The 20,741-nt window shown below is 42.9% G+C and carries 23 protein-coding genes; 7 read left to right on the top strand and 16 right to left on the bottom strand.

Features of this window, described 5'->3' with window-relative positions:
* Positions 1-10: 10 nt before the first annotated feature.
* The 5 genes from QWZ07_RS23035 to QWZ07_RS23015 are packed head-to-tail and all read right to left on the bottom strand — an operon-like array spanning position 11 to position 5,069.
* Positions 11-1,087 carry a glycosyltransferase gene (locus QWZ07_RS23035; RefSeq protein ID WP_192853278.1) on the bottom strand — a complete coding sequence of 359 codons (1,077 nt, stop codon included), beginning with the start codon at positions 1,085-1,087 and terminating at the stop codon, positions 11-13.
* Complete coding sequence (locus QWZ07_RS23030) at positions 1,084-2,133, bottom strand: glycosyltransferase family 52 (protein WP_192853277.1); 1,050 nt, start codon at positions 2,131-2,133, stop codon at positions 1,084-1,086. Before QWZ07_RS23030 ends, QWZ07_RS23035 begins: the two co-directional genes overlap by 4 nt.
* On the bottom strand, positions 2,134-2,916 hold the full coding sequence (locus tag QWZ07_RS23025; protein WP_192853276.1) for a glycosyltransferase family 2 protein: 783 nt from the start codon (positions 2,914-2,916) through the stop codon (positions 2,134-2,136). It abuts the gene before it with no gap.
* A gap of 26 nt (positions 2,917-2,942) precedes the next feature.
* Positions 2,943-4,028 carry a glycosyltransferase family 4 protein gene (locus QWZ07_RS23020; protein WP_192853275.1) on the bottom strand — a complete coding sequence of 362 codons (1,086 nt, stop codon included), beginning with the start codon at positions 4,026-4,028 and terminating at the stop codon, positions 2,943-2,945.
* Positions 4,029-4,037: 9 nt separating this feature from the next.
* Positions 4,038-5,069: a UDP-N-acetylglucosamine 2-epimerase gene (locus QWZ07_RS23015; RefSeq protein ID WP_192853320.1), complete on the bottom strand. Its 1,032-nt coding sequence runs from the start codon at positions 5,067-5,069 to the stop codon at positions 4,038-4,040.
* Between the two features lie 132 nt (positions 5,070-5,201).
* On the opposite strand from QWZ07_RS23015, the gene waaA reads away from it, so the two are divergent.
* Positions 5,202-6,464 carry a lipid IV(A) 3-deoxy-D-manno-octulosonic acid transferase gene (gene waaA, locus QWZ07_RS23010; RefSeq protein ID WP_192853274.1) on the top strand — a complete coding sequence of 421 codons (1,263 nt, stop codon included), beginning with the start codon at positions 5,202-5,204 and terminating at the stop codon, positions 6,462-6,464.
* A gap of 16 nt (positions 6,465-6,480) precedes the next feature.
* Here waaA and QWZ07_RS23005 read toward each other — a convergent pair whose 3' ends face one another.
* Complete coding sequence (locus tag QWZ07_RS23005) at positions 6,481-7,194, bottom strand: 3-deoxy-D-manno-octulosonic acid kinase (protein WP_192853273.1); 714 nt, start codon at positions 7,192-7,194, stop codon at positions 6,481-6,483.
* Between the two features lie 96 nt (positions 7,195-7,290).
* Here QWZ07_RS23005 and QWZ07_RS23000 point away from each other — a divergent pair, with 96 nt between their 5' ends.
* Both QWZ07_RS23000 and coaD read left to right on the top strand, forming a co-directional pair.
* A complete protein-coding gene (locus tag QWZ07_RS23000) occupies positions 7,291-8,355 on the top strand; it encodes a glycosyltransferase family 9 protein (RefSeq protein ID WP_192853272.1) in 1,065 nt (354 codons plus the stop codon).
* 1 nt (position 8,356) lies between these two features.
* Entirely contained in the window at positions 8,357-8,839 is a 483-nt protein-coding gene (gene coaD, locus QWZ07_RS22995) for a pantetheine-phosphate adenylyltransferase (RefSeq protein ID WP_192853271.1), read from the top strand.
* Here the strand turns inward: coaD and QWZ07_RS22990 are convergent.
* From QWZ07_RS22990 to radC, 7 genes are all read right to left on the bottom strand, one after another.
* Positions 8,832-9,644, bottom strand: a complete 813-nt coding sequence (locus QWZ07_RS22990) for an acyltransferase (protein ID WP_102352407.1) — start codon at positions 9,642-9,644, stop codon at positions 8,832-8,834. The genes coaD and QWZ07_RS22990 overlap by 8 nt on opposite strands.
* A gap of 3 nt (positions 9,645-9,647) precedes the next feature.
* Positions 9,648-10,664, bottom strand: coding sequence for an NAD-dependent epimerase (locus QWZ07_RS22985; protein ID WP_192853270.1), 1,017 nt, complete (start codon positions 10,662-10,664; stop codon positions 9,648-9,650).
* Positions 10,665-10,755: 91 nt separating this feature from the next.
* Complete coding sequence (gene mutM / locus QWZ07_RS22980; RefSeq protein ID WP_192853269.1) at positions 10,756-11,565, bottom strand: bifunctional DNA-formamidopyrimidine glycosylase/DNA-(apurinic or apyrimidinic site) lyase; 810 nt, start codon at positions 11,563-11,565, stop codon at positions 10,756-10,758.
* 2 nt (positions 11,566-11,567) lie between these two features.
* Positions 11,568-12,134, bottom strand: a complete 567-nt coding sequence (locus QWZ07_RS22975; RefSeq protein ID WP_192853268.1) for a hypothetical protein — start codon at positions 12,132-12,134, stop codon at positions 11,568-11,570.
* A 292-nt stretch (positions 12,135-12,426) separates the two neighbouring features.
* Positions 12,427-12,594: a 50S ribosomal protein L33 gene (gene rpmG, locus QWZ07_RS22970; RefSeq protein ID WP_002535344.1), complete on the bottom strand. Its 168-nt coding sequence runs from the start codon at positions 12,592-12,594 to the stop codon at positions 12,427-12,429.
* 13 nt (positions 12,595-12,607) lie between these two features.
* The gene (gene rpmB / locus QWZ07_RS22965; RefSeq protein WP_004728407.1) at positions 12,608-12,844 is read right to left on the bottom strand and encodes a 50S ribosomal protein L28; all 237 of its coding nucleotides are present in this window, start codon (positions 12,842-12,844) and stop codon (positions 12,608-12,610) included.
* A gap of 292 nt (positions 12,845-13,136) precedes the next feature.
* On the bottom strand, positions 13,137-13,811 hold the full coding sequence (radC, locus tag QWZ07_RS22960) for a RadC family protein (RefSeq protein ID WP_192853267.1): 675 nt from the start codon (positions 13,809-13,811) through the stop codon (positions 13,137-13,139).
* Positions 13,812-14,034: 223 nt separating this feature from the next.
* Here radC and coaBC point away from each other — a divergent pair, with 223 nt between their 5' ends.
* The 3 genes from coaBC (at position 14,035) to lpxL (ending at position 17,007) form a co-directional block, all read left to right on the top strand.
* Positions 14,035-15,276, top strand: coding sequence for a bifunctional phosphopantothenoylcysteine decarboxylase/phosphopantothenate--cysteine ligase CoaBC (coaBC, locus tag QWZ07_RS22955; RefSeq protein ID WP_192853266.1), 1,242 nt, complete (start codon positions 14,035-14,037; stop codon positions 15,274-15,276).
* A gap of 138 nt (positions 15,277-15,414) precedes the next feature.
* Complete coding sequence (gene slmA / locus QWZ07_RS22950; RefSeq protein WP_016768952.1) at positions 15,415-16,005, top strand: nucleoid occlusion factor SlmA; 591 nt, start codon at positions 15,415-15,417, stop codon at positions 16,003-16,005.
* A gap of 21 nt (positions 16,006-16,026) precedes the next feature.
* The gene (gene lpxL, locus QWZ07_RS22945; RefSeq protein ID WP_192853265.1) at positions 16,027-17,007 is read left to right on the top strand and encodes an LpxL/LpxP family Kdo(2)-lipid IV(A) lauroyl/palmitoleoyl acyltransferase; all 981 of its coding nucleotides are present in this window, start codon (positions 16,027-16,029) and stop codon (positions 17,005-17,007) included.
* Between the two features lie 176 nt (positions 17,008-17,183).
* Here lpxL and pyrE read toward each other — a convergent pair whose 3' ends face one another.
* Entirely contained in the window at positions 17,184-17,825 is a 642-nt protein-coding gene (pyrE, locus tag QWZ07_RS22940; RefSeq protein WP_004735727.1) for an orotate phosphoribosyltransferase, read from the bottom strand.
* A gap of 105 nt (positions 17,826-17,930) precedes the next feature.
* Entirely contained in the window at positions 17,931-18,647 is a 717-nt protein-coding gene (gene rph, locus QWZ07_RS22935; protein ID WP_004735726.1) for a ribonuclease PH, read from the bottom strand.
* 248 nt (positions 18,648-18,895) lie between these two features.
* On the opposite strand from rph, the gene QWZ07_RS22930 reads away from it, so the two are divergent.
* The gene (locus QWZ07_RS22930) at positions 18,896-19,762 is read left to right on the top strand and encodes a YicC/YloC family endoribonuclease (protein ID WP_004735725.1); all 867 of its coding nucleotides are present in this window, start codon (positions 18,896-18,898) and stop codon (positions 19,760-19,762) included.
* Positions 19,763-20,063: 301 nt separating this feature from the next.
* Here QWZ07_RS22930 and cspE read toward each other — a convergent pair whose 3' ends face one another.
* The gene (gene cspE / locus QWZ07_RS22925; protein ID WP_004735656.1) at positions 20,064-20,276 is read right to left on the bottom strand and encodes a transcription antiterminator/RNA stability regulator CspE; all 213 of its coding nucleotides are present in this window, start codon (positions 20,274-20,276) and stop codon (positions 20,064-20,066) included.
* Positions 20,277-20,741 lie beyond the last annotated feature (465 nt).

The raw sequence follows: 20,741 nt of genomic DNA, 5'->3' as shown, positions 1-20,741 counted from the left end.
AAACAGAAACTTATTGGCGCTTGAACAAACTATGATATTGTTGAGCTACAAATTTAGGATGAAATATTTCATTTTCTTTAGAAATAAATCTTTCTGGTGAAATCAATAACTCATCAACTTTTTTAGCGAACAAATTCGTATCATCAAGCGGAACTAAGCTAGATTCATTATCAATTACAACATTTCTAATGGCTTGACTACAATCTGTTGATAATACAGGAACCCCAAGACTTATCGCCTCCAAAAGAACCATCGATAGTCCTTCGAAATCAGACGTGAGTAAAAGGCCTTTTGATTTTCTAATATATTGATAAGGGTTACATTTAAAACCGTAAAAAACAACTCTATCTTTTAGACCTCTTCTTTCTACATCAGCCTCTATCGCCGATTTTAATTTACCATCACCAATCAACAATAACTTGACTTTAGTATCTTTTATCTTGCTAAATATCTCAATTAATCGATCATGTCTTTTCTCTCGATTAAACCTCCCAACATGAATAATATAATCATCAGTAATATCTAAATTATCTGAACTATCAATAACCACATTAACTGGATTATGTATGACATAACTTTCTTTACATATGTTAAATGACAAATCAAAACTATCTTTTGCATGTTCAGAAACAAAAATTAAAGGGTGGTTCTGATACCAACCATTCACCTTTCTCTTAATTAGTGCTTTCTTAATTTTCGAAACTCCATGAAGAAATACATCATTATATGGACTATGGATAACATGAAAAGTTTTAAGCTTACTTTCAGACATTATTTTATCAGCAAGCAGCATATTAGATAATATCAATGCATCTTTACTAATGTTATCTTTCACAAACTTATCAATAGCACTAGCTACATTTTTCTTGTACCAAAGGCGGCGTATACCTTTTTTAGATACATTACAAAAATCACTTACAAAATGTACTCGATATCCTGAAATTTTATGATCTACAGCTTTTTCAATTGAAACAATATGGCACTCATATCCTTGATATTTCTCCATAGCTTTATAGAGATTTAGAACAAATTTCTCTGCCCCACCACCTCTTAGTGCTGATATTACAAAAACCATTTTCTTAATCATAATATTCTCTCTAATCTTTTATCTACATCTATAAGATCTTTTTGCCATTGAGCATAAATATCAGCTTGATACTCTGCCTCCTCATCTTTGATTAAAGTGGCTCTACGACAATGTTCCTCAAAGCCCATACCTGCGCTAGAGTATATTGATAGTACTATTGGAGATTCACATGAAGAGAAAGCTAGTAACTCTAATGGTATTTTACTTTCAATAAAGTCTGTATCTGGAAATTCTATCCTGTATTTCATTTCATTTTCACGTGGGTGAACTTTGAAGGCGTATGAATAATCTTTAAATTTAAGATAATCGACTATCTTTTGAAAAACAGCAATATCACACTCAGACTCAATCATGTTACCGATAGATATAGGCTGTGTAGCTATTATGACCTCAGGAATAGAAACCTTAGATTTATCCACTTTAAATAACGGGTAAATAAATGAATTCACATTGATGTAGCTAATGAAATTTATTGGCTTAACTTTGGGGGCAAGCTGGCTAGCAGCTAGCTTAGGAGTCAGCAAATGAATAGCACTACAACGTTTATCATCACCAATAAAGCGACGGCCTTTTTTACTTAAGACATACCGCTCTGCAAGGCTCAGTTCTGAACCTGTATAATTAGACAACCCATCTTCGATGACTTCGTACTCAATAAAGGCTAGGCGCATGAGCCTAGCTAACCTGTTACGGTCATTAAACAAATATAAAGTGGTGCCCTTTAAACCATATTCTGAACTCAACAAGTCACATTCATCAAGTTTCTTTAATGTTCTCTCTTGGAAAAACTTACTCGATATATTTGCAGTGGCGAATAACTTATGAACAAAACCTAACTTCCCACCATACACATTATCCAAAATTTGTTTTCGTTCTACAAACTTCACAGAAATAGTGCTTGGCAAAACAGATAATTCGAAGCGATTCGGGTCAAGTCCTTGTTGATCTGTAATAACAATAATATGACTCAATTCATCCCGAACACTCAAAGATTTTAGTGTTGCAAACAAAAAATGTCGCAGTGTAGAGCAAAGGTAGATATTCATTTATTTTCTGGTTTCTTTAAGCTTAGCTTCTTGCTCTAAGTACCACAGGCCCGCATATTTGTTAAATGACGATTGGGCAAAGTTCATTGCCATCAATAGACCACGACTACCGTCTAAAAATCCTAATCGGATAATATAAATTAGGAAAAATGTCCAAACTGATCGTACAATAGCGATGGGAATCCCTAAACTTGGCTTACCTTTACTGTAATATTTTTTCGTAGTTTCCCAACCATATACTCGACTTTTCTCCATCAAATGATCAAAGCCGCGTAACGAGTTATGCATCAAAAAGCCTTTTTTCAGTGTAGATACCTTCCCTTCAGTTTCTACATTGGCATGCACAACCACTTTAGTGATCGAAGCTCCATCACACTTAAAAAGACGTTTAGGAGCTCTAGACGATCGACCAAAGCGCATTTGTTTCCCTAGAATCAGATTGCCCCAAGGGAGTTTAAAAGCAACTTCTTCTAGTTTGGGATCACTTAATTGATGCGTTATCTCTGATTTCATCTCTTCATCTAAGTACTCATCAGCATCGATTATTAAAGCCCAATCACACGTAGCCTGCTCAAAAGCCCTAGCTTTTTGATAACCATCTCCAGGCCAATCTTCTGTAACCCAGATTTTATCTGTGTATTCTCGTGCTATTTCAACTGTTTTGTCCGTACTACCAGAATCATAAACAATTATTTCATCAGCAAAACCTTTTAGCGATTCGAAACAAGGTCGAATGCGGTCTTCTTCGTTTTTACAAATAATTAACGCTGATAATGTTCTCATTGAATCAATATACCTTTTTCATTGAGCTAGTTTGAATGGCCTAGTAAACGTTCAAAATACTTTAAGTGTTCAGCCACTGTCACTTTAGAGCTAAAGTAGCGTGCTAGTCTCTCTTTAGCAGCAAGCCCCATATCTGAGCATTGTTGTTTATCCTGAGCGATTTTATTAATCGCTTCACCTAGCGCCTGAGCATCAGCAGTGGGAACAATAAAACCTGTTTTTCCATCATCGACAAGCTCTGGTGCTCCGCCTGTAGTGGTAACAACTGATGCTGTTCCATTAGCCATCGCTTCAATAATTGTACGAGGCAGCCCCTCCCCACTAACGGATGGCTGTACCTGAATATCAGCCATGGCCATTAATGACGGAATGTCTTTTCGATGACCAATATAGTGAATTCTATCTGAGATCGGGCTATTTTTCATCTCATCAAAGTGAGGCTCATAGCCACTGCCTGCAAGCACTAGGTGAAAATTGGGGGTTGTAATATACTTAGTCGCCTCGAGGAGGGTAGAAATACCCTTACTAGGGCGAACGTGTGCAGCACAAAAGGCAACAACATCTGTCTGATTCAACTCAAGCGACTCCCTAGAAGTTGGGTCGACTTGATACCACTCTAATTGATGGCCTTTATAAATAGTCACAACATTATCTTTGTTTTTCCAAACTCGCTTGATGACATCCTGTCGAACAGCCTCCGACACACAGACTACGCCATCTACGCGAGGGTGCAGTTGCGTCAGATAAGCACTTGGATCATGTCTATACAAGCCGCCAGTTGTTCCTCGGTACGCAATCAGCTTCACCTTGAGACCAATACATGCAAATGCGGCATTAGGTATAGTCTTTGAGTTAAAGGCGTAACATATGTCATATGCCCCACTCTTTAGTTCGCTTCTAATTCTCTTAATCGTATCAAAGCAAATCTTTCTTTTGGGGTAGCAATCGATAACCTTGATACCACTTTTTCGAAGCCTGTCGACGTACTCAGACTCCCCTTGGGTCATCACAGTCACGGAGTGACCTTGATTTGCAAGTTCTACAAATATTTCCGCTTCAGGGCGAATACTATTCCAAGCATGTAGATACGATGCACAAACTAAGATTTTCATTATTCAGCCCTAGAATTTCCAATAGTTTAATGATTTACGGATTTTAAAGTTACGAATCCAATTTTTTGGCTTGTTATCTTGCCAGCCGCTTTCCAACACATCGGTAATAGCGTTCAGGACCCTAGCCGACGATTGCCCATCTAGATATGGAGTAATTGACGGGCCGTAATTAGCGATAGCGTTATCTCTAGCTCCATCAGCTAGCATTGCTTGCTCAATAGCTGATTCTAACTGTTCAGCCTGAGCAATATTAATAAAACTTGCTTGAGGGTCTCGATTATTTACCGTGACAACAGGCTTATTGAGCAGCAAGAATTCCTGAAATATCGATGAGTTGTCACACACCATAACATCAGCTCGATGTTGCATTTCAATCACTCGGTCATTATCGAAAAAGAGAAGGTTATCCCCTTCCAATGCTTGATATTTCGTTCGTGTCTCTTGATTCATTTTCGGATGAAGAGTCACTAACCATTGCCACTGGCTCAGTTGACTGAGGCGCTTAAGCTCTTCATAAACCAACTCTGCACACGATAAGCTTGGCGAAAAAGTGGAAGCGAACAGAATTTGAGGTCTCTCATGACGATTCTCACTAGCTTGATAATTAAACAAGCTATCGAGCTTCAGCCACCCGGTCTCTTTTACTTGAAAATAGCCGCGCTGCTTAGCTAGTGGTTCCAATGAGCTCGTTCTTTCATGGCCTTCAGTGCAATACAAATCAAATAGACCACGCTCAGGGTATAAGTTCCCTCGTTTGCTCTCATTCAAACCGTGAAACACTTGCACCTTCAACCCTGGAATAAACGCTGGAACACGATCGCCGGGCACTAGAACAGCTGAAGGATTAAAGGCAACAGCTTCTGTCAAAGAGACGCTCTGCTCTTGATCCAGTAATAGATGTTCAGAAGCGTCGTCACCAACAAGCAGCCACTTAACCTCATGACCGAGTTGCTTCGCGTAATCATAGAATGGGCGAAGAATAGCAAATGAATAATTTTGCTCGACATAGAGCAAGAAACGATAGGTTTGATCGGTTTGCATAAGCGATGAGATAAAATTCACCATGTCCGTTTGAAAGCGCAACTAAGCATTTAATTATAACGCTCTTTACTTTCGAGATTGAAGAAAATACTCTTCTGAATATTGATTTTACCTTCTGGTGTCACTGTTCTTATGCTTATACGACTTATCTATACTCTCATATTGTCATTGGCTTCTCCGCTACTGCTGTATGGGCTTTATAAGAGCAAACCCGGAAAGCCAAGTTTTGGTCAGCGTTGGAAAGAACATTTCGGCATCACACCAAAGACTCAAGGTGAAAATCCTATCTGGATTCACGCAGTCTCGGTGGGTGAATCTATTGCCGCCGTACCGATCATCAAGCAACTGAAACGACGAAATCCAAACCAAGCCATAATCGTTACCACAACGACCAGCACGGGTGCAGAGCAGATAGAAAAACTCGGTGATTTAGTCGAGCATCGCTACATGCCGATTGATTTTTCTTGGTGTATTAGAGGTTTTTTGAAGACTGTTCAGCCTAAACAGATGTTAATCATGGAAACCGAGTTATGGCCAAACACACTGCACTGCGTCGCAAAAGCTGGGATCCCAATTTCGGTACTTAACGCTCGCCTATCTGAACGCTCGTGCCAGCGTTATGCTAAATTCCAAGCCGTTTTTGACCTCTTAGCCAAAAATCTCTCTCAAGTACTTTGCCAATACCCAAGTGATGCTGAGCGTTTTATACGATTAGGGTTAGATAAAGCATCTGTGCATGTGACTGGGTCGATCAAGTTTGATATTGAAGTTTCAGCTGAACAAGTATCAAAAGGCAAAGCGTTACGTGAACAAATTGGCTTTGAACGTTGTGTGTGGATAGCAGCCAGCACTCATCAAGGCGAAGATGAAATTGTCTTAGACGCTCATAAACAGCTCCTTAAAGATAATCCTAATACCTTGCTGATGATTGTGCCTCGTCACCCAGAACGATTTAACCAAGTGACGGAACTGGCTAGACAACACGAATTCAACACCCTCACTCGAACGAGTCAACAACCAATCACCTCTGATGTTGAAGTATATATTGCGGATACGATGGGAGAAATGTTGGTATTACTCGGCGGATCTGATGTGTGCTTTATGGGAGGAAGTCTTGTGGGCGATAAGGTAGGTGGCCACAATCTTCTAGAGCCGGCGGCCCTGCAGTTACCTTTACTCAATGGCCCTAGCTATTTTAACTTCAGCGAGATCACAGACAAGCTACTGGAGGCCAATGCCGTGGTTATTTGTCAAGATAGCAGTGACATTGCAAGCCAACTCAGAGAGCTATTCACCCAACCTAAATTACGTAAAGATAAAGGCTTAGCGGCTTATCAAGTAGTTGAACAGAACCGAGGGGCGTTGGATAAAACCTTGGAATACATTCTTAGCTAACAACTATTTGACCAAATTAGCCTTGGTAGCCCTTTAACATCGGCTCCCAATCCGACTCTTGCCATTCAATCTGGCGCTTGTTCACTTCTTTTAGGAACGAGCGCTTTAAGCGATTCAAGTTACCTTCTTTCCAGTCATCACCCGCTTGCTGACCACACTTATCAAAGTCAATAATCCAAACATTTTGCGAATCATCAAGCAGGATATTATGAATGTTGAGATCGGTATGATTAACCCCAGCATCATGCATCTTGCGTACCTCTTGGCCAATTCGACGATAAATATCCGCATCTATCGGGCCATTGACCAAGACATCAACCAGATCTTTGGCATTGGGAATTCGTTCAGACATTAAGTCCGCTCGATAAAGTAGTCCGCTTTTAATGGCTCTAGCAGCAATGGGCTTCGGTACATTCACGCCTGCGTTTGCCAATGCCTTGAGAACATTAAGCTCCATCGCACAGCGTGTACTCTCCCAATCAGAAAAACGATATTGATCTTCGACTAGCTTCCCAAACAATCCGCCACGGCGATAATGGCGCAATGCGGCCTGTATTCCATCAAGCTGAATGAACCATGTGGTACCACGTCCTTGAGCACTGCCTGAAATGGCGTCTTGTTGCTGCCAGTATTGTGCCTCAAAGATCTGAACCATTTCATCCTCCGGCACTTGAGCCAGAAGTTCAGGGTCATACCAAATTGTTTGGTTCTTAGCGTTAATCGTTTCCATCTATGAGGCCTTTGGGTCGCTTTTCGTCATTGCTATTTTACAACTAATGCGAGTATCTGCATAATTCTGATGTTATTCACTTTTTTCGGGCACTTTATGTCACTGTTCTCAACTGCACCTCAATCTCTTTGCATACTTCGCCTCTCCGCGATTGGCGATGTTTGCCATGCTATTTCTGTGGTTCAAGCCATACAGAAGCAGTGGCCTGAAACGAAAATCACTTGGATAACGGGCAAAATAGAAGCCATGCTGATCGGCGATCTACCCGGTATTGAGGTTATTGTTTTCGATAAGAAACAAGGCTTCAAAGGAATGCGTGAATTATGGCGTCAGCTATCTGATCGTAAATTTGATGCTCTTCTGCATATGCAAGCCGCACTCAGAGCCAGCTTACTATCATGGGGGATAAAGGCGAAGTGCAAAGTGGGATTTGGAAAAAACCGTACTCGTGAAATGCAATCACTCTTTACTAATCGCCATCTGCCTATTTCAGACAAGTTTCATGTATTGGATAACTTTGCCGAATTCGCTCGCTACATTGGTGTACCCTTCGATAAGCCTCAATGGGATATCCCTTTAACGCCGGAAGACGAACAACTAGCAATTAGCACCATGGTAGATAAGCCAACCTTGGTTATCTCCCCAGCTGCAAGCAAAGATTCACGCAATTGGTTAACTGAGCGATATGCAGCTATTGCTGATTATGCTGTCGAACAAGGCATGCAAGTGGTGTTATGTGGTTCTCCGGCACCAAGAGAAGTTAACCTAGGTAGCGACATCGAAAAATTATGCCAGTCGCCAGTAACCAACTTGATTGGCAAAACGAACTTGAAGCAACTGACTGCCGTACTGAAACATGCAACGGTGGTATTGGCACCTGATACTGGCCCAGCCCACTTGGCAACTACGCAGTCAACGCCTGTAATCGGCTTGTACGCACACAGCGACCCTCGTAGAACAGGCCCTTACAACGATATCGATATCGTAGTGAGTGTTTATCAACAGCATGTAGAAGCTCAACAAGGTAAGCCAGTCGAAGACCTTCCATGGGGAACTCGCGCAAAAGGCGATGATCTGATGAAGGACATCACCATCGAGATGGTAAAGCAGAAACTCGACAAAGCCTTAAGCTCCATTAAAACACTAAGCAAGGACAGCTAATATGACCACACACGTTATCTACCCAGGAACTTTCGATCCGGTCACCAATGGGCACCTCGATATTATCGTCCGTGCTGCAAGCATGTTTGACCACATCACTGTAGGAGTAGCGGCGAGCCCAAGTAAAAAGACCATGTTTGAATTAGATGAACGAGTAGAGTTGTTGCATGATGCCGTGTCTCACTTATCTAACGTGTCTGTTAAAGGATTTTCTGGGTTGCTGGTCGATTTTGCGAAGCAACAGAAAGCTAACGTGTTGGTGCGTGGCCTGAGAACAACAATGGATTTCGAGTACGAGTTTGGACTAACTAGCATGTATCGCAAACTCCTACCCGGCCTTGAAAGCGTATTTCTAACCCCTTCAGAAGAGTATGCTTTTCTCTCTTCAACTATTGTTCGTGAAGTCGCGATCCACGGTGGGGATATCAGTCAGTTTGTGCCACCCAAAGTTGCTTTACTCATGGCACATCGAAACATCAACTAATATCGAGTCTCTGCTTTGCAATTTCTATATTCGAAGTAGAGACACTTCTTGCCCAAAAGCCAAAATCTTGCTTAATTGGCTTACAAGGGATACCAACTGCTATCGTATTGTCAGGTATTGGCTTCGTCACAACACTATTTAAACCAATCACCGAACCACGACCTACAGTTACACCTTTCAATATCGTTGCATTAGAACCGACCCAGACGTGCTTACCCAATCTGATATCACCATAGCTACTGATTTTAATGCCGTCAGAATTTAAAATTGGATGACCATCAGCGGTCATCATCGTAACACCTTCAGCAATCATTGAACCATCTCCGATGGTCAAATTGATTCTCTCAGACTTGGGCATGTTTTCCGAACGAACGTCAGCCTTGCCACTAACAATCGAAGAGAACTGTCCGGACGCATCAGAAATATTTAAACGCCCTTTCCCCATAGTAACGTCCTCACCGATGGCCATAACCGCATTATTGGATAAGATTTCCACCTTCACGTTATCTAAGATAGTGTTCTTGCCAACATAGAGTGTATTATTGTTACCCGATATTTTTATATCTACTCTTCCAGAAAAACCTGCTTCAAAGATTACTTTATTACCTTTTGAACGCTTCCTTATATCGAGCAATATCTTTGATTTAGAGGTTAACTTTTTAATAGATATATCATTACCATCAACACCTTTAAAAAGCACATAACCGCGCCTACAGCATTGCTTTAATGCTAGAAGCCAAAGGGACATGAAGGAGCGCCCTTTGTGGTCTGTATCAAAGCTCTCTATTGACTCTACGATTTTCATATTTTAATCAATCACTCTAATTTGATAATAACTACGATACCAATCTGCGAAAGCTTTCGCTCCCTCTTGGATCTTAACTTGAGGCTTGTAGCCAACCGCTTCAAACAGATCGTCAGTATCAGCGTAAGTCGCGTACACATCACCTGGCTGCATTGGCATGAAGTTCTTTTTCGCTTCAATACCTAAAGCACCTTCTAATGCTTCAATGTAGTCCATTAATTTAACCGGACTACCATGACCAATGTTAAATACGCGATATGGTGCTGAACTGGTTGCTGGTGAGCCTTGCTCCACAGTCCAATCTGGCTGCTTAGCTGGAATACGATCTTGAACACGAATAATACCTTCAACAATATCATCGATATAAGTGAAGTCGCGCATCATGTCGCCGTTGTTATAAATGTCGATTTCTTTGCCTGCTACGATTAAGTTCGCAAACTTGAACATTGCCATATCAGGGCGACTCCAAGGGCCGTAAACCGTAAAGAAACGTAGACCGGTCGTTGGTACGTCATATAAATGAGAATAGGTATGCGCCATCAACTCATTCGACTTCTTGGTCGCAGCGTATAGTGAGATCGGGTGATCAACACTGTCTGCTGTATGGAATGGCATTTTTTGATTCAAGCCATAAACAGAGCTTGATGATGCATAAACGAGGTGTTCAACCTTGTTATGGCGACAACCCTCAAGAATAGCTAAGTGACCGACAAGATTGCTATCGGCATACGCCATTGGGTTATCAATTGAGTAACGAACGCCAGCCTGCGCTGCTAAATGAATGACACGGTCAAACTTTTGCTCAGCAAACAGCTTCGCCATGCCTTCTCTATCAGCAAGATCCAGCTCGATAAAAGTCAGGTTTTCATGCTCGATACGTTTCAGACGGTCATGCTTTAAAGAGACTTCGTAGTAGTCATTTAAGTTATCAATCCCGATAACTTCATGTCCTGCCGCACATAGTCGCTCTGAAACCGCAGAGCCAATAAAGCCAGCAACGCCAGTTACTAAATATTTCATTCTACTATTCTCAATTCATATAATTATTGCAATTGTAGCTACTAGACCGCATATCTACTAGCTTAAAAAAGTGAACATAGGTTCAGTTTTTCTATACCTGACATTGAGAGCAAAAAAACGTATTCCTTTGTCCGATTTTTTGCTCTTCAAGTTTCTCACCACAACTCGGGCACTCTTCACCGGCTTTCCCATAAACTTGCAGTTCTTGAGCGAAGTATCCGGGCTTACCATCCGCTTGGGCGAAGTCTTTGAGTGTGGTTCCGCCTTGTTTGATGGCGGTAGCGAGTACTTGTTTGATCTCTTTGGTTAACAAGACCCACTCTTCTTTTGTCACTTTGCTTGCTGGGCGAAGTGGATGAATTCGTGAAGAAAACAACGCTTCATTGGCGTAGATATTACCCACACCGACCACTACTTTGTTGTCCATAATGAACTGTTTGACGGCAACCTTACGCTTTTCTGCTTTCTCAGCAATGTAATCTGCGTTGAAGTCGTCAGTTAGTGGCTCAGGACCAGAACCCAGTAATACTGTATGTATTTCATTAGGCGCCGACCATAACCACGCACCAAAGCGACGCGGATCGTTGTAACGCAATATCTTGCCATTGGTTAACTTAAGATCCACGTGATCGTGTTTTGCTGGCGGGAAATCTGCGTCTAACACGCGCAGTGAGCCAGACATCCCAAGGTGAACAATGGCTGTTCCGGTATCGGTTTCTATCAATAGGTACTTAGCTCGGCGTGAAATAGAGCGAATCACCTGCCCTTCTAATCGCTTAAGCTCTTGTGGGATATCCCAACGTAGCTTAGGCGTGCGAAAAGTAAGGGTTTTAATGGTTTCGCCAACTAAATGAGGCGAGATCCCCATGCGGCTTACTTCAACTTCGGGTAATTCAGGCATAGTTAGTCGTCCGATTTAGGTGGTTTGTCTGATATAGATGGCTTGTCTGACTTAAATGCATCTTCTGAGCCCAAGCTTGGAAACAAGTAGCTCTCTTCAATAGACACCGCCAGCCACTGATCATTCCAGTTTTTTAGCAACCAAAACTCAGCAAGTTGATAATAGGTAATACGCTGGGGCTCTTCTTGGTCTTGATACCAAACTTCAATGGTGTGCGGCGTATTAAGCTGGGGAGTCAGGTCGGTATAAGTTTTAGCGTCGACTTCCGTGCCTACTAGCTGTTGCCAGCGTTGCGATAACTCTTGGGCACTCACACTTTGCTCTGATGCAAACTCTTTCATTTGATAAACCCAATGACCGTCTTCTTGTACTACCGACCACTTAGCGAAGTGTAAGGCTTGAAGTTTTGCTGTTGGGTTTAAGAGGTAAGGATAAGGGCTGCTTGTCTGAAGTTCAGGCTCAGGTTCGATAAGGTACGTTTTGATCAATGTTGGAAGGTTTAGCACCCCAATAAAAGCGATTACGCTTAACATGAGTATGTTGTTCCATCGACGTCCACGATATCTCATCTGATTCTGCTCATCTAACCTATTGAGTGTTCAGTATATCGTGAAAAAGGCGATACTTTCTATGTTGCGCGGTTTTCTATCACATAAGCCCATCGGCAAGTGTAACGTCTGTGCAGTAGGTGCCAAATTGAGCCAATGAAACTTACGTCTATCAAAAACACTGAGTCTTCTCGAAAAAGCTTAAGCTTCTCAAAATACTGGGGCTTCCTAAATTTTTGGCATAAAAAAACCCAGCTATAAGCTGGGTTTTTAATTTATTCTTCTATAAAAGAAGAGACAAAGGGGCTATCAATTACTTGATTTTAGCTTCTTTGTACATAACGTGCTGGCGAACTACTGGATCAAACTTTTTGATCTCAAATTTGCCTGGCATGTTACGCTTGTTCTTGTCAGTTGTGTAGAAGTGACCAGTTCCAGCAGAAGATACTAGACGGATTTTCTCACGAATGCCTTTAGCCATTGCTTAATTCCTCTTAAACGTTTTCGCCACGTGCACGGATATCAACAAGAACAGCATCGATGCCTTTCTTATCAATAATACGCATGCCTTTAGCAGTTAGACGTAGTTTAACAAAACGTTTTTCGCTCTCTACCCAGAAACGGTGAGTTTGTAGGTTCGGCAGAAAACGACGCTTGGTAGCATTGCGTGCGTGTGAACGGTTGTTACCCGTTACTGGACGCTTACCAGTTACTTGACATACTCGGGACATGAATGTCTCTCCAAATCGTTTCAGCTCGATATCAACCTTGGTGGCCGAACCTCTCTATCAATTCTGAAAATAGAGGTAAAAACCATAATGGAAAATCCATTCAAGGCTATCAAAGGTCGCGTATTATACTAACTTGACATGCATTGCTCAAGACCCGAACAGATCCTTTTTAAGGATTTCGTGATCTTTTTTTGAACAGGGCAGCTATTTGAGTAATCAGAGCTGATTTAAGGTTCTAAAATGTGGGCGGAATGATAGCAGATTTAACGCAACTAACAACCTAAAATGTGATTCAAATCCATCCACGCTCTGCAAAAGAGATAACTTCGCCATCTCCAACGACAAAATGGTCGAGAATTCGGATGTCTACTAGCGACAATGCATCGGTTAATCTACGTGTAATTCGCCTATCTGCTTGGCTTGGCTCTGCGACACCAGAAGGATGGTTGTGCGCTAGGATTAATGCGGCTGCATTATGATGGAGTGCCCGTTTAACCACTTCTCTCGGGTATACCGATGCTGCATCAATGGTTCCTTCAAACATAACTTCATCCTTTATTACCCTATTTTGATTATCTAGGAACAATATATAGAAGGCTTCTCGCTGGCGGTCGCGCAATATACTCGAAAGATACAACTTGGTATGGCTTGGGCTGGTTAATGCGTCCCCTCGAGATAAAGTCTCTGCTAAATAACGTTGCGTCATCTCCAAAACTGCCTGTAATTGGACATATTTGGCCTGTCCCATCCCTTTATGAGCACAGAACTCGGTTTCGGTTGCAGAAAAAAGTTGGCGCAACGAACCAAAATCTTTGATCAACTTGTCAGATAACTCTAAAACGTTCATCCCTTGTGTGCCGGTTCGAAGAAATATCGCTAACAACTCCGCATCACTTAAAGAGTCAGGCCCTCGACTCAGTAGCTTTTCTCTTGGCATCGACTCAACAGGCATCTTACTTATAGGCATATAAAGGCTATTTAGGATCATGAATACGACCCGTCAGCTTAATGAGCTTGCCACCAGAGATCCTTTGATAAAGAGAAAAGGAAACGAGTCGCTAGCAAAACCGTGCAATTGATAAGTTTGATAACACCAATTTGATGAGCATCAAGTCTGTTCGAATTCTGCTTCTAGGCACTAATCCTTTGTTCTGATATCGTAAGTCCCAGAGAAATTAAGGAACAGAATCATGCAAACATTGGTTAATCAACTGAGTAACGCTGACCAACAAGGCCTAGCTGGAAAAAAAATCCTCCTTGGCATTAGTGGTGGTATTGCTGCGTATAAATGTGCCGAACTGACTCGACGCTTAATTGAACGAGGGGCGCAGGTACAAGTCGTGATGACGAATGCAGCCAAGGAGTTCATTACTCCTCTCACCATGCAAGCCGTCTCTGGAAGGCCAGTGTCTGATAGTTTGCTTGATCCTGCTGCTGAAGCTTCCATGGGGCACATCGAACTGGCGAAATGGGCTGACCTAGTCTTATTAGCACCCGCAACCGCTGATCTTATTGCGCGCATGACCGCAGGCATGGGTAACGACCTACTGACCACTTTGGTTTTAGCAACCGATGCGCCAGTTGCGGTATCTCCTGCAATGAACCAACAAATGTACAGCAACCCTGCAACTCAAGAGAACATCGCCACACTAAAACGTCGTGGTTGTGAGATCTGGGGGCCCGCTGCTGGCGAACAAGCCTGTGGTGATGTCGGTATGGGTCGCATGCTAGAGCCAATGCAACTTGTGCACCGTTGTGAAGACTTCTTCCAACCTAAACCGCTTACTGGCCGTTCTGTATTGATTACGGCAGGTCCAACTCGTGAAGCCATCGACCCTGTCCGTTACATTACCAACCACAGCTCAGGCAAGATGGGCTATGCACTGGCTGAAGCGGCCGCTAAACAAGGCGCAACGGTAACTCTAATCAGCGGCCCTGTATCACTATCAACGCCAAACAAGGTTAATCGTATTGATGTCGACAGCGCACAACAGATGTTTAATGCCGTTAGCGCTAACGCCGCTCAGCACGATATTTTCATCAGCTGCGCTGCGGTTGCCGATTACCGCCCTGAGACCATTGCAGACCAGAAGCTTAAAAAAGTGGATGGTAAAGATGACATGACCATTCAAATGGTTAAGAACCCAGACATTGTCGCTTCTGTTGCCTCAATGACGGAAGGCCGTCCATTTACCGTAGGCTTCGCAGCTGAAACTCAAGATGTTGAGAAATATGCTCGTGGCAAACTGGAAAGAAAGAACCTCGACATGATTTGCGCCAATGACGTTTCTGTCGAAGGCCAAGGCTTCAATAGCAGTAGCAATGAATTGCACCTTTATTGGAAAGGCGGTGATAAATCTTTGCCACTTGATAGCAAAGATACCCTTGGCTTCCAGATCCTCGATCAGATCCAACAACTTATTGTCGAATAAATACACGATTTCGCGCTGACAATGTGCTGACACCTCTCGATTCTGTTGACCTAGGTCTTACAAAACTAGGAACAGAATTGAATGGTGTTTATAATCCTGCTTCACTCAATCCTCATCTTTAGGAAAGGAAGTAAATAGATGGCTGGTACTCGAAAATCAAACCGTCGTGAAGAAATCCTGCAAGCACTGGCACAAATGTTGGAATCGACCGAAGGTGCTTCTCGTATCACAACGGTAAAGTTGGCCAAGCAAGTCGGCGTATCTGAAGCGGCGCTCTACCGCCACTTCCCAAGCAAAGCACGCATGTTTGAAGGCCTAATCGAGTTCATTGAAGAAGCGTTGATGTCTCGAATCAACCGCATTCTAGATGAAGAGAAAGACACACTTGAGCGTATCCGCTTAGTCATGCAGCTTATTTTGGTCTTTTCTGAGCGTAACCCTGGATTGACTCGTATTTTATCGGGTCATGCTCTAATGTTTGAAAATGAGCGCCTGCGTGAACGAATCAATCAGCTTTTTGAGCGTATTGAAACTCAGCTTCGTCAAATCCTGCGTGAAAGAAAACTTCGTGAAGGCAAATCGTTCCCGGTTGACGAAAAAATCTTAGCGGCTCAACTGCTCGGTCAGGTTGAAGGCAGTCTGAATCGGTTTGTTCGCTCTGATTTCAAATATCAACCAACCGAAAATTTTGATGCTTACTGGGCACTACTGAGCGCTCAAATTAAGTAAACCCAACCTTAAGTGATGGTTATGACGACGAAAACATCTCCGGAAAACAGCACCGCACAACACGTTCTTACTAAGCCACCTTTTACCTTGGCTTTGCTCCACCCTAAACATTGGGGAGTTTGGTTCGGTTTTGGGTTACTGGCGTTTCTCGTTAACGTTCTACCTTACCGTGTATTACTGCTGTTAGGCCGTTCATTAGGTTCTCTTGGCGCTCGTTATGGCAAAAAGCGTGTCGCTGTGGCAACACGTAACTTGGAACTTGCCTTCCCAGATAAGCCTGCAGACGAAGTCGCGGCTATGGTCAGTGAAAACTTTAAGAATACTGGTATGGCGCTGATCGAAACCGGTATTACCTGGTTTTGGCCGACGTGGCGTTTCAAAAGAATCCTAGTGGATAAAGATACCCAAACGCTACGTACACACAAAGCCAACGGTAAAGGCGTTCTTCTATGTTGTGTACATGCCTTGAACCTAGAGATCACCGCACGAGCAATGGCGGTACTTGGTATTTCAGGTTTAGGTGTTTATCGCCCGCACAACAATCCAGCTTATGAATTCATTCAATACCGTGGTCGTACTCAAAACGGCAACCGTCTAATCCACCGTAAAGACGTGAAGCGTATGATTCGAATCCTGCGTCAGGGTGAGATCCTTTTTTACCTGCCGGATCATGATTACGGCCGTAACAAGTCGGTGTTTGTACCTTTCTTCGCAGTAGAAGATGCGTGTACCACAACAGGCACTAGTATTCTGGCATACACTAGCCGATGTGCACTTGTTCCGGGTTCAGGCTTTAGAAATGCCGATGGTAAGTATGTGATTATGGCTGATGAGTCAATCGAAGAAAACTATCCGCAGAAAGATGAGAAAGCGGCCGCGGCCTACATGAACAGCTACCTTGAGAAGATCATCTTACGAGCGCCAGAGCAATGGATGTGGCTGCACAAACGCTTCAAAACTATGGAAGATCCAGAAGTTGAACGCGGCATTCGTTACAAATAAAGTAGCCGTTATAAATAGAGTAGCCGTTACAAATAGAGCGCCTATCTTCAGATAAGACAGCAGCTCACCTCAATAAAAAAGCAAAAAAGGCCCGAAAGAATTTCATCTTTCGGGCCTTTCTGTTTTTGAAATTCTAAACCTAGGGATCTAAACCATCAGGTTCAGAACTTCAGGCATTAGATACCATATTGAGCGCGGTACGCTTTTACTGACTCTAGGTGTGCTGCGTCGGTGCCTTTCTCTTCAAGGAAAGTCACCAGGTCAGTCAGGCTAACGATTGAGATAATCGCACAACCGAAGTCACGCTCTACTTCTTGAATCGCAGACAACTCACCTTTGCCCTTCTCTTGGCGGTCAATTGCTACAAGAACACCCGCTAAGTCAGCGCCGTTTGCTTGGATGATTTCCATCGATTCACGGATCGCAGTACCTGCAGTGATCACGTCATCAACTAACATGATGCGGCCTTCAAGTTCGCTACCCACTAGGTTGCCACCTTCACCGTGGTTCTTCGCTTCTTTACGGTTGAAACAGTAAGGCGTGTCCACATCGTGGTGATCCGCTAGTGCAACCGCTGTTGTTGTTGCGATTGGGATACCTTTGTATGCAGGGCCAAATAGTACATCGAACTCAATACCTGAATCTGCCAAGGCTGCTGCGTAGAAGCGACCTAAACGCGCTAGATCACGACCTGTATTAAACAATCCAGCATTGAAGAAGTAAGGGCTCTTACGGCCAGACTTTAAAGTAAACTCACCAAACTTAAGTACTTCTTTCTCTAGTGCAAATTCAATAAATTCACGTTGATATGCTTTCATGTTTTTCCTCTACGTTTATTCAATAAAACTTAACTTACGCTCTGCACTACCCTTTCGAGTTTTACAGACAAAAAAATAGCCCCCAAATTGGGAGCTATCTAGAAACTAATCGGCCAACGCAGCTTTCTGCGCTTCGACGATATCGGTAATGCCCTTATTCGCCAGAGCTAAAAGCTGCATCAGCTCTTCGTGGCTGAACGGTTCGCCTTCTGCGGTGCCCTGAATCTCAATCATCTTACCGTCTTCCGTCATTACAACGTTCATATCGGTATCTGCTGCTGAGTCTTCAACGTACTCAAGGTCACACAGTGCTTGTGCACCCACGATGCCCACTGAAACTGCCGCTACATGGCCTTTCATCGGGTTCTTTTTCAGTTTACCGCTTGCTAGTAGGCTGTTGATAGCATCCGCCATTGCAACGCTTGCACCTGAAATAGAAGCAGTACGAGTACCGCCGTCTGCTTGGATAACATCACAATCGACAGTGATCATGATTTCACCCATTACTTTAAGATCAACAACAGCACGTAGGCTACGCGCGATCAGACGTTGGATTTCCATCGTACGACCACCTTGCTTACCGCTCGCCGCTTCACGACGGTTACGAGTGTGCGTTGCACGTGGAAGCATGCCGTATTCAGCCGTTACCCAACCCTTTCCTTGGCCTTTTAACCAACGCGGTACGTTTTCTTCTACCGTCGCATTACATAGAACTTTAGTGTTGCCGAACTCAACTAATACAGAACCTTCAGCATAAGCTGTGTAGTTACGAGTAATTTTAATTGGACGAATTTGATCTACAGCGCGGTCATTTGGACGCATTGGTATCTACCTTATTAACAGTCTGAAGTGATTTACTATCGAAAGAGTGCATCACCTAAGAAAGGGGTGAGACAGTTTTGATTGGGGCAAGATTATATAGCAGTTTATCTTTCAAATCTATTTACCGTTCAAAGCTATTTATCATGAAAGGCTATTTATAGTGAAAAGCCACAAGCTTCGGGAGCACACCATATCGTGATACTATGCGTGCGCGTTATTTTCAGAATGATAAAAGACAGGAAAATTCGATGATTTATAGTATGACCGCGTACGCACGCAAAGAAGTAAAAGGCGATTGGGGTACAGCAGTATGGGAAATCCGTAGTGTAAACCAACGCTACCTAGAAACTTACTTCCGTATGCCTGAACAGTTCCGTGGTTTAGAACCAATCCTACGTGAGCGTTTCCGTAAACGTCTAGCTCGCGGCAAGGTTGAATGTAACCTACGCTTCGAAGCAAACCCAGCCGCGAAAGGCGAGCTAAGCATTAACGAAGGTTTGGCTCAGCAAGTGATCAATGCCGCTAACCAAGTTATGACCATGACAGGAGAAGACAGCCGTCTGAACCCATTCCAAGTCATGAACTGGCCTGGCGTGATGGAAACGCCAGAGCAAGATATGGATGCCATCAACAAAGATTTACTTGAAGCATTCAACGATGCAATCGCAGAGTTCATTGACGCTCGTGCTCGTGAAGGCGAAAACATGAAAGCGCTAATCGTTCAGCGTTTAGATGCGATCACTGAAGAAGTAGTTAAAGTTCGTGCACGCATGCCTGAGATCTTAGAATGGCAACGTGAGCGTCTTCTTACCAAATTTGAAGATGCTAAAATTGAACTTGAAGGTTCTCGTGTTGAGCAAGAACTTATCCTACTGGCTCAGAAGTCAGACGTAGCAGAAGAACTAGACCGCCTAGACTCTCATGTGAAAGAAGCGAATGTAGTCTTGAAGAAAGGTGGCGCTTGTGGCCGTAAACTTGACTTCATGATGCAAGAATTCAACCGTGAATCAAACACGCTAGCATCTAAGTCGATCAGCACAGACATCACTGCATCAGGCGTAGAGCTTAAAGTTCTTATCGAACAGATGCGTGAGCAAATTCAGAACATTGAATAACAGTTTGTCAGTAGCACGCTGAATAGCCATTAGCTGAATCAGTGTTGATTAACTTAAAGACAAGCTCCTAGTTTTAGGGGCTTTTTTTATGGATACAATAATGCCAATCAGGATGAGTAAGTTGTTACGCAAGAGGTTTGTTTGGAGCAAGAGATAGATACAGCTATAGATAAAACAGAGAAGCGGATGTAACAAAGGATTTTAGAATATTTTGAGGGGATATTACAGGTGGAACTGAGGGGAAAGATTTAAGGGAGAAAGTGACGCAAGTTGCTAATGCAACCTGCGTCGACTTAAAATCTTATAGAGCTACAACGTTTGCAGCTTGAAGACCTTTTTGGCCTTGCTCTACTTCGAAAGACACTTGTTGGCCTTCTTTAAGAGTCTTGAAACCTTCAGAAGCGATTGCACGGAAGTGTACGAATACGTCAGCGCCGCCGTTGTCTTGAGTTAGGAAACCGAAACCTTTCTCTTCGTTAAACCATTTTACTACGCCGTTTGTTTTGTTAGACATGATGTGTCCCTTATATAAAAATAAAAAATTAATCGCCAAAAGTGCGATGCGCTGAAAGCTTGAATTATTTAATGTATCTATGAAGCCAAGGGAAACACTGAGAATAACAATGAAGCAATACTAAGGGTTTTACTTTACAACTGATGTTTCATTTAATAACTCTGAAAACAGAGCGACGCCATTCTTGGTGATCTGGGCCGGGTTGTAAAGCTTTATTTGAAAAAATTGATGTTTTTTTGTTCGGTTAGCTTTTATTAAAGCTCTGCTATGCCACAGAGCTTAATTTATAAGACTTTGATCTCAAAAAATTTACTCATCATACGCACCCAAAAGCGCTCACCATCAGGTAAGACCGTATTTCTCGGGTCCATAGAAAAGCTCAACCACACCCCAGAGTTTGAAGGCAATGAAGACGACTTTATTTTCTGGTTGCTGAGCTTTATTTATCATAAATCGGTCTTTTGA

The sequence above is a fragment of the Vibrio lentus genome, assembly GCF_030409755.1.
Classification (GTDB): domain Bacteria; phylum Pseudomonadota; class Gammaproteobacteria; order Enterobacterales; family Vibrionaceae; genus Vibrio; species Vibrio lentus.
This window is presented reverse-complemented; position numbering and strand designations above follow the sequence as displayed.

Bases quoted from the DNA above. Each gene is read 5' to 3' on its own strand.
- QWZ07_RS23030 (WP_192853277.1), bottom strand. From the start codon at position 2,133: ATGAATATCTACCTTTGCTCTACACTGCGACATTTTTTGTTTGCAACA.
- QWZ07_RS22990 (WP_102352407.1), bottom strand. From the start codon at position 9,644: ATGAAAATCGTAGAGTCAATAGAGAGCTTTGATACAGACCACAAAGGG.
- QWZ07_RS23005 (WP_192853273.1), bottom strand. From the start codon at position 7,194: ATGGAAACGATTAACGCTAAGAACCAAACAATTTGGTATGACCCTGAA.
- QWZ07_RS22975 (WP_192853268.1), bottom strand. From the start codon at position 12,134: ATGAGATATCGTGGACGTCGATGGAACAACATACTCATGTTAAGCGTA.
- coaD (WP_192853271.1), top strand. From the start codon at position 8,357: ATGACCACACACGTTATCTACCCAGGAACTTTCGATCCGGTCACCAAT.
- cspE (WP_004735656.1), bottom strand. From the start codon at position 20,276: ATGTCTAACAAAACAAACGGCGTAGTAAAATGGTTTAACGAAGAGAAA.
- QWZ07_RS22985 (WP_192853270.1), bottom strand. From the start codon at position 10,664: ATGAAATATTTAGTAACTGGCGTTGCTGGCTTTATTGGCTCTGCGGTT.
- radC (WP_192853267.1), bottom strand. From the start codon at position 13,811: ATGCCTATAAGTAAGATGCCTGTTGAGTCGATGCCAAGAGAAAAGCTA.
- lpxL (WP_192853265.1), top strand. From the start codon at position 16,027: ATGACGACGAAAACATCTCCGGAAAACAGCACCGCACAACACGTTCTT.
- QWZ07_RS23015 (WP_192853320.1), bottom strand. From the start codon at position 5,069: ATGCAAACCGATCAAACCTATCGTTTCTTGCTCTATGTCGAGCAAAAT.
- QWZ07_RS23025 (WP_192853276.1), bottom strand. From the start codon at position 2,916: ATGAGAACATTATCAGCGTTAATTATTTGTAAAAACGAAGAAGACCGC.
- coaBC (WP_192853266.1), top strand. From the start codon at position 14,035: ATGCAAACATTGGTTAATCAACTGAGTAACGCTGACCAACAAGGCCTA.
- rph (WP_004735726.1), bottom strand. From the start codon at position 18,647: ATGCGTCCAAATGACCGCGCTGTAGATCAAATTCGTCCAATTAAAATT.
- pyrE (WP_004735727.1), bottom strand. From the start codon at position 17,825: ATGAAAGCATATCAACGTGAATTTATTGAATTTGCACTAGAGAAAGAA.
- waaA (WP_192853274.1), top strand. From the start codon at position 5,202: ATGCTTATACGACTTATCTATACTCTCATATTGTCATTGGCTTCTCCG.
- slmA (WP_016768952.1), top strand. From the start codon at position 15,415: ATGGCTGGTACTCGAAAATCAAACCGTCGTGAAGAAATCCTGCAAGCA.
- QWZ07_RS23020 (WP_192853275.1), bottom strand. From the start codon at position 4,028: ATGAAAATCTTAGTTTGTGCATCGTATCTACATGCTTGGAATAGTATT.
- QWZ07_RS23035 (WP_192853278.1), bottom strand. From the start codon at position 1,087: ATGATTAAGAAAATGGTTTTTGTAATATCAGCACTAAGAGGTGGTGGG.
- QWZ07_RS22930 (WP_004735725.1), top strand. From the start codon at position 18,896: ATGATTTATAGTATGACCGCGTACGCACGCAAAGAAGTAAAAGGCGAT.
- rpmB (WP_004728407.1), bottom strand. From the start codon at position 12,844: ATGTCCCGAGTATGTCAAGTAACTGGTAAGCGTCCAGTAACGGGTAAC.
- mutM (WP_192853269.1), bottom strand. From the start codon at position 11,565: ATGCCTGAATTACCCGAAGTTGAAGTAAGCCGCATGGGGATCTCGCCT.
- QWZ07_RS23000 (WP_192853272.1), top strand. From the start codon at position 7,291: ATGTCACTGTTCTCAACTGCACCTCAATCTCTTTGCATACTTCGCCTC.
- rpmG (WP_002535344.1), bottom strand. From the start codon at position 12,594: ATGGCTAAAGGCATTCGTGAGAAAATCCGTCTAGTATCTTCTGCTGGA.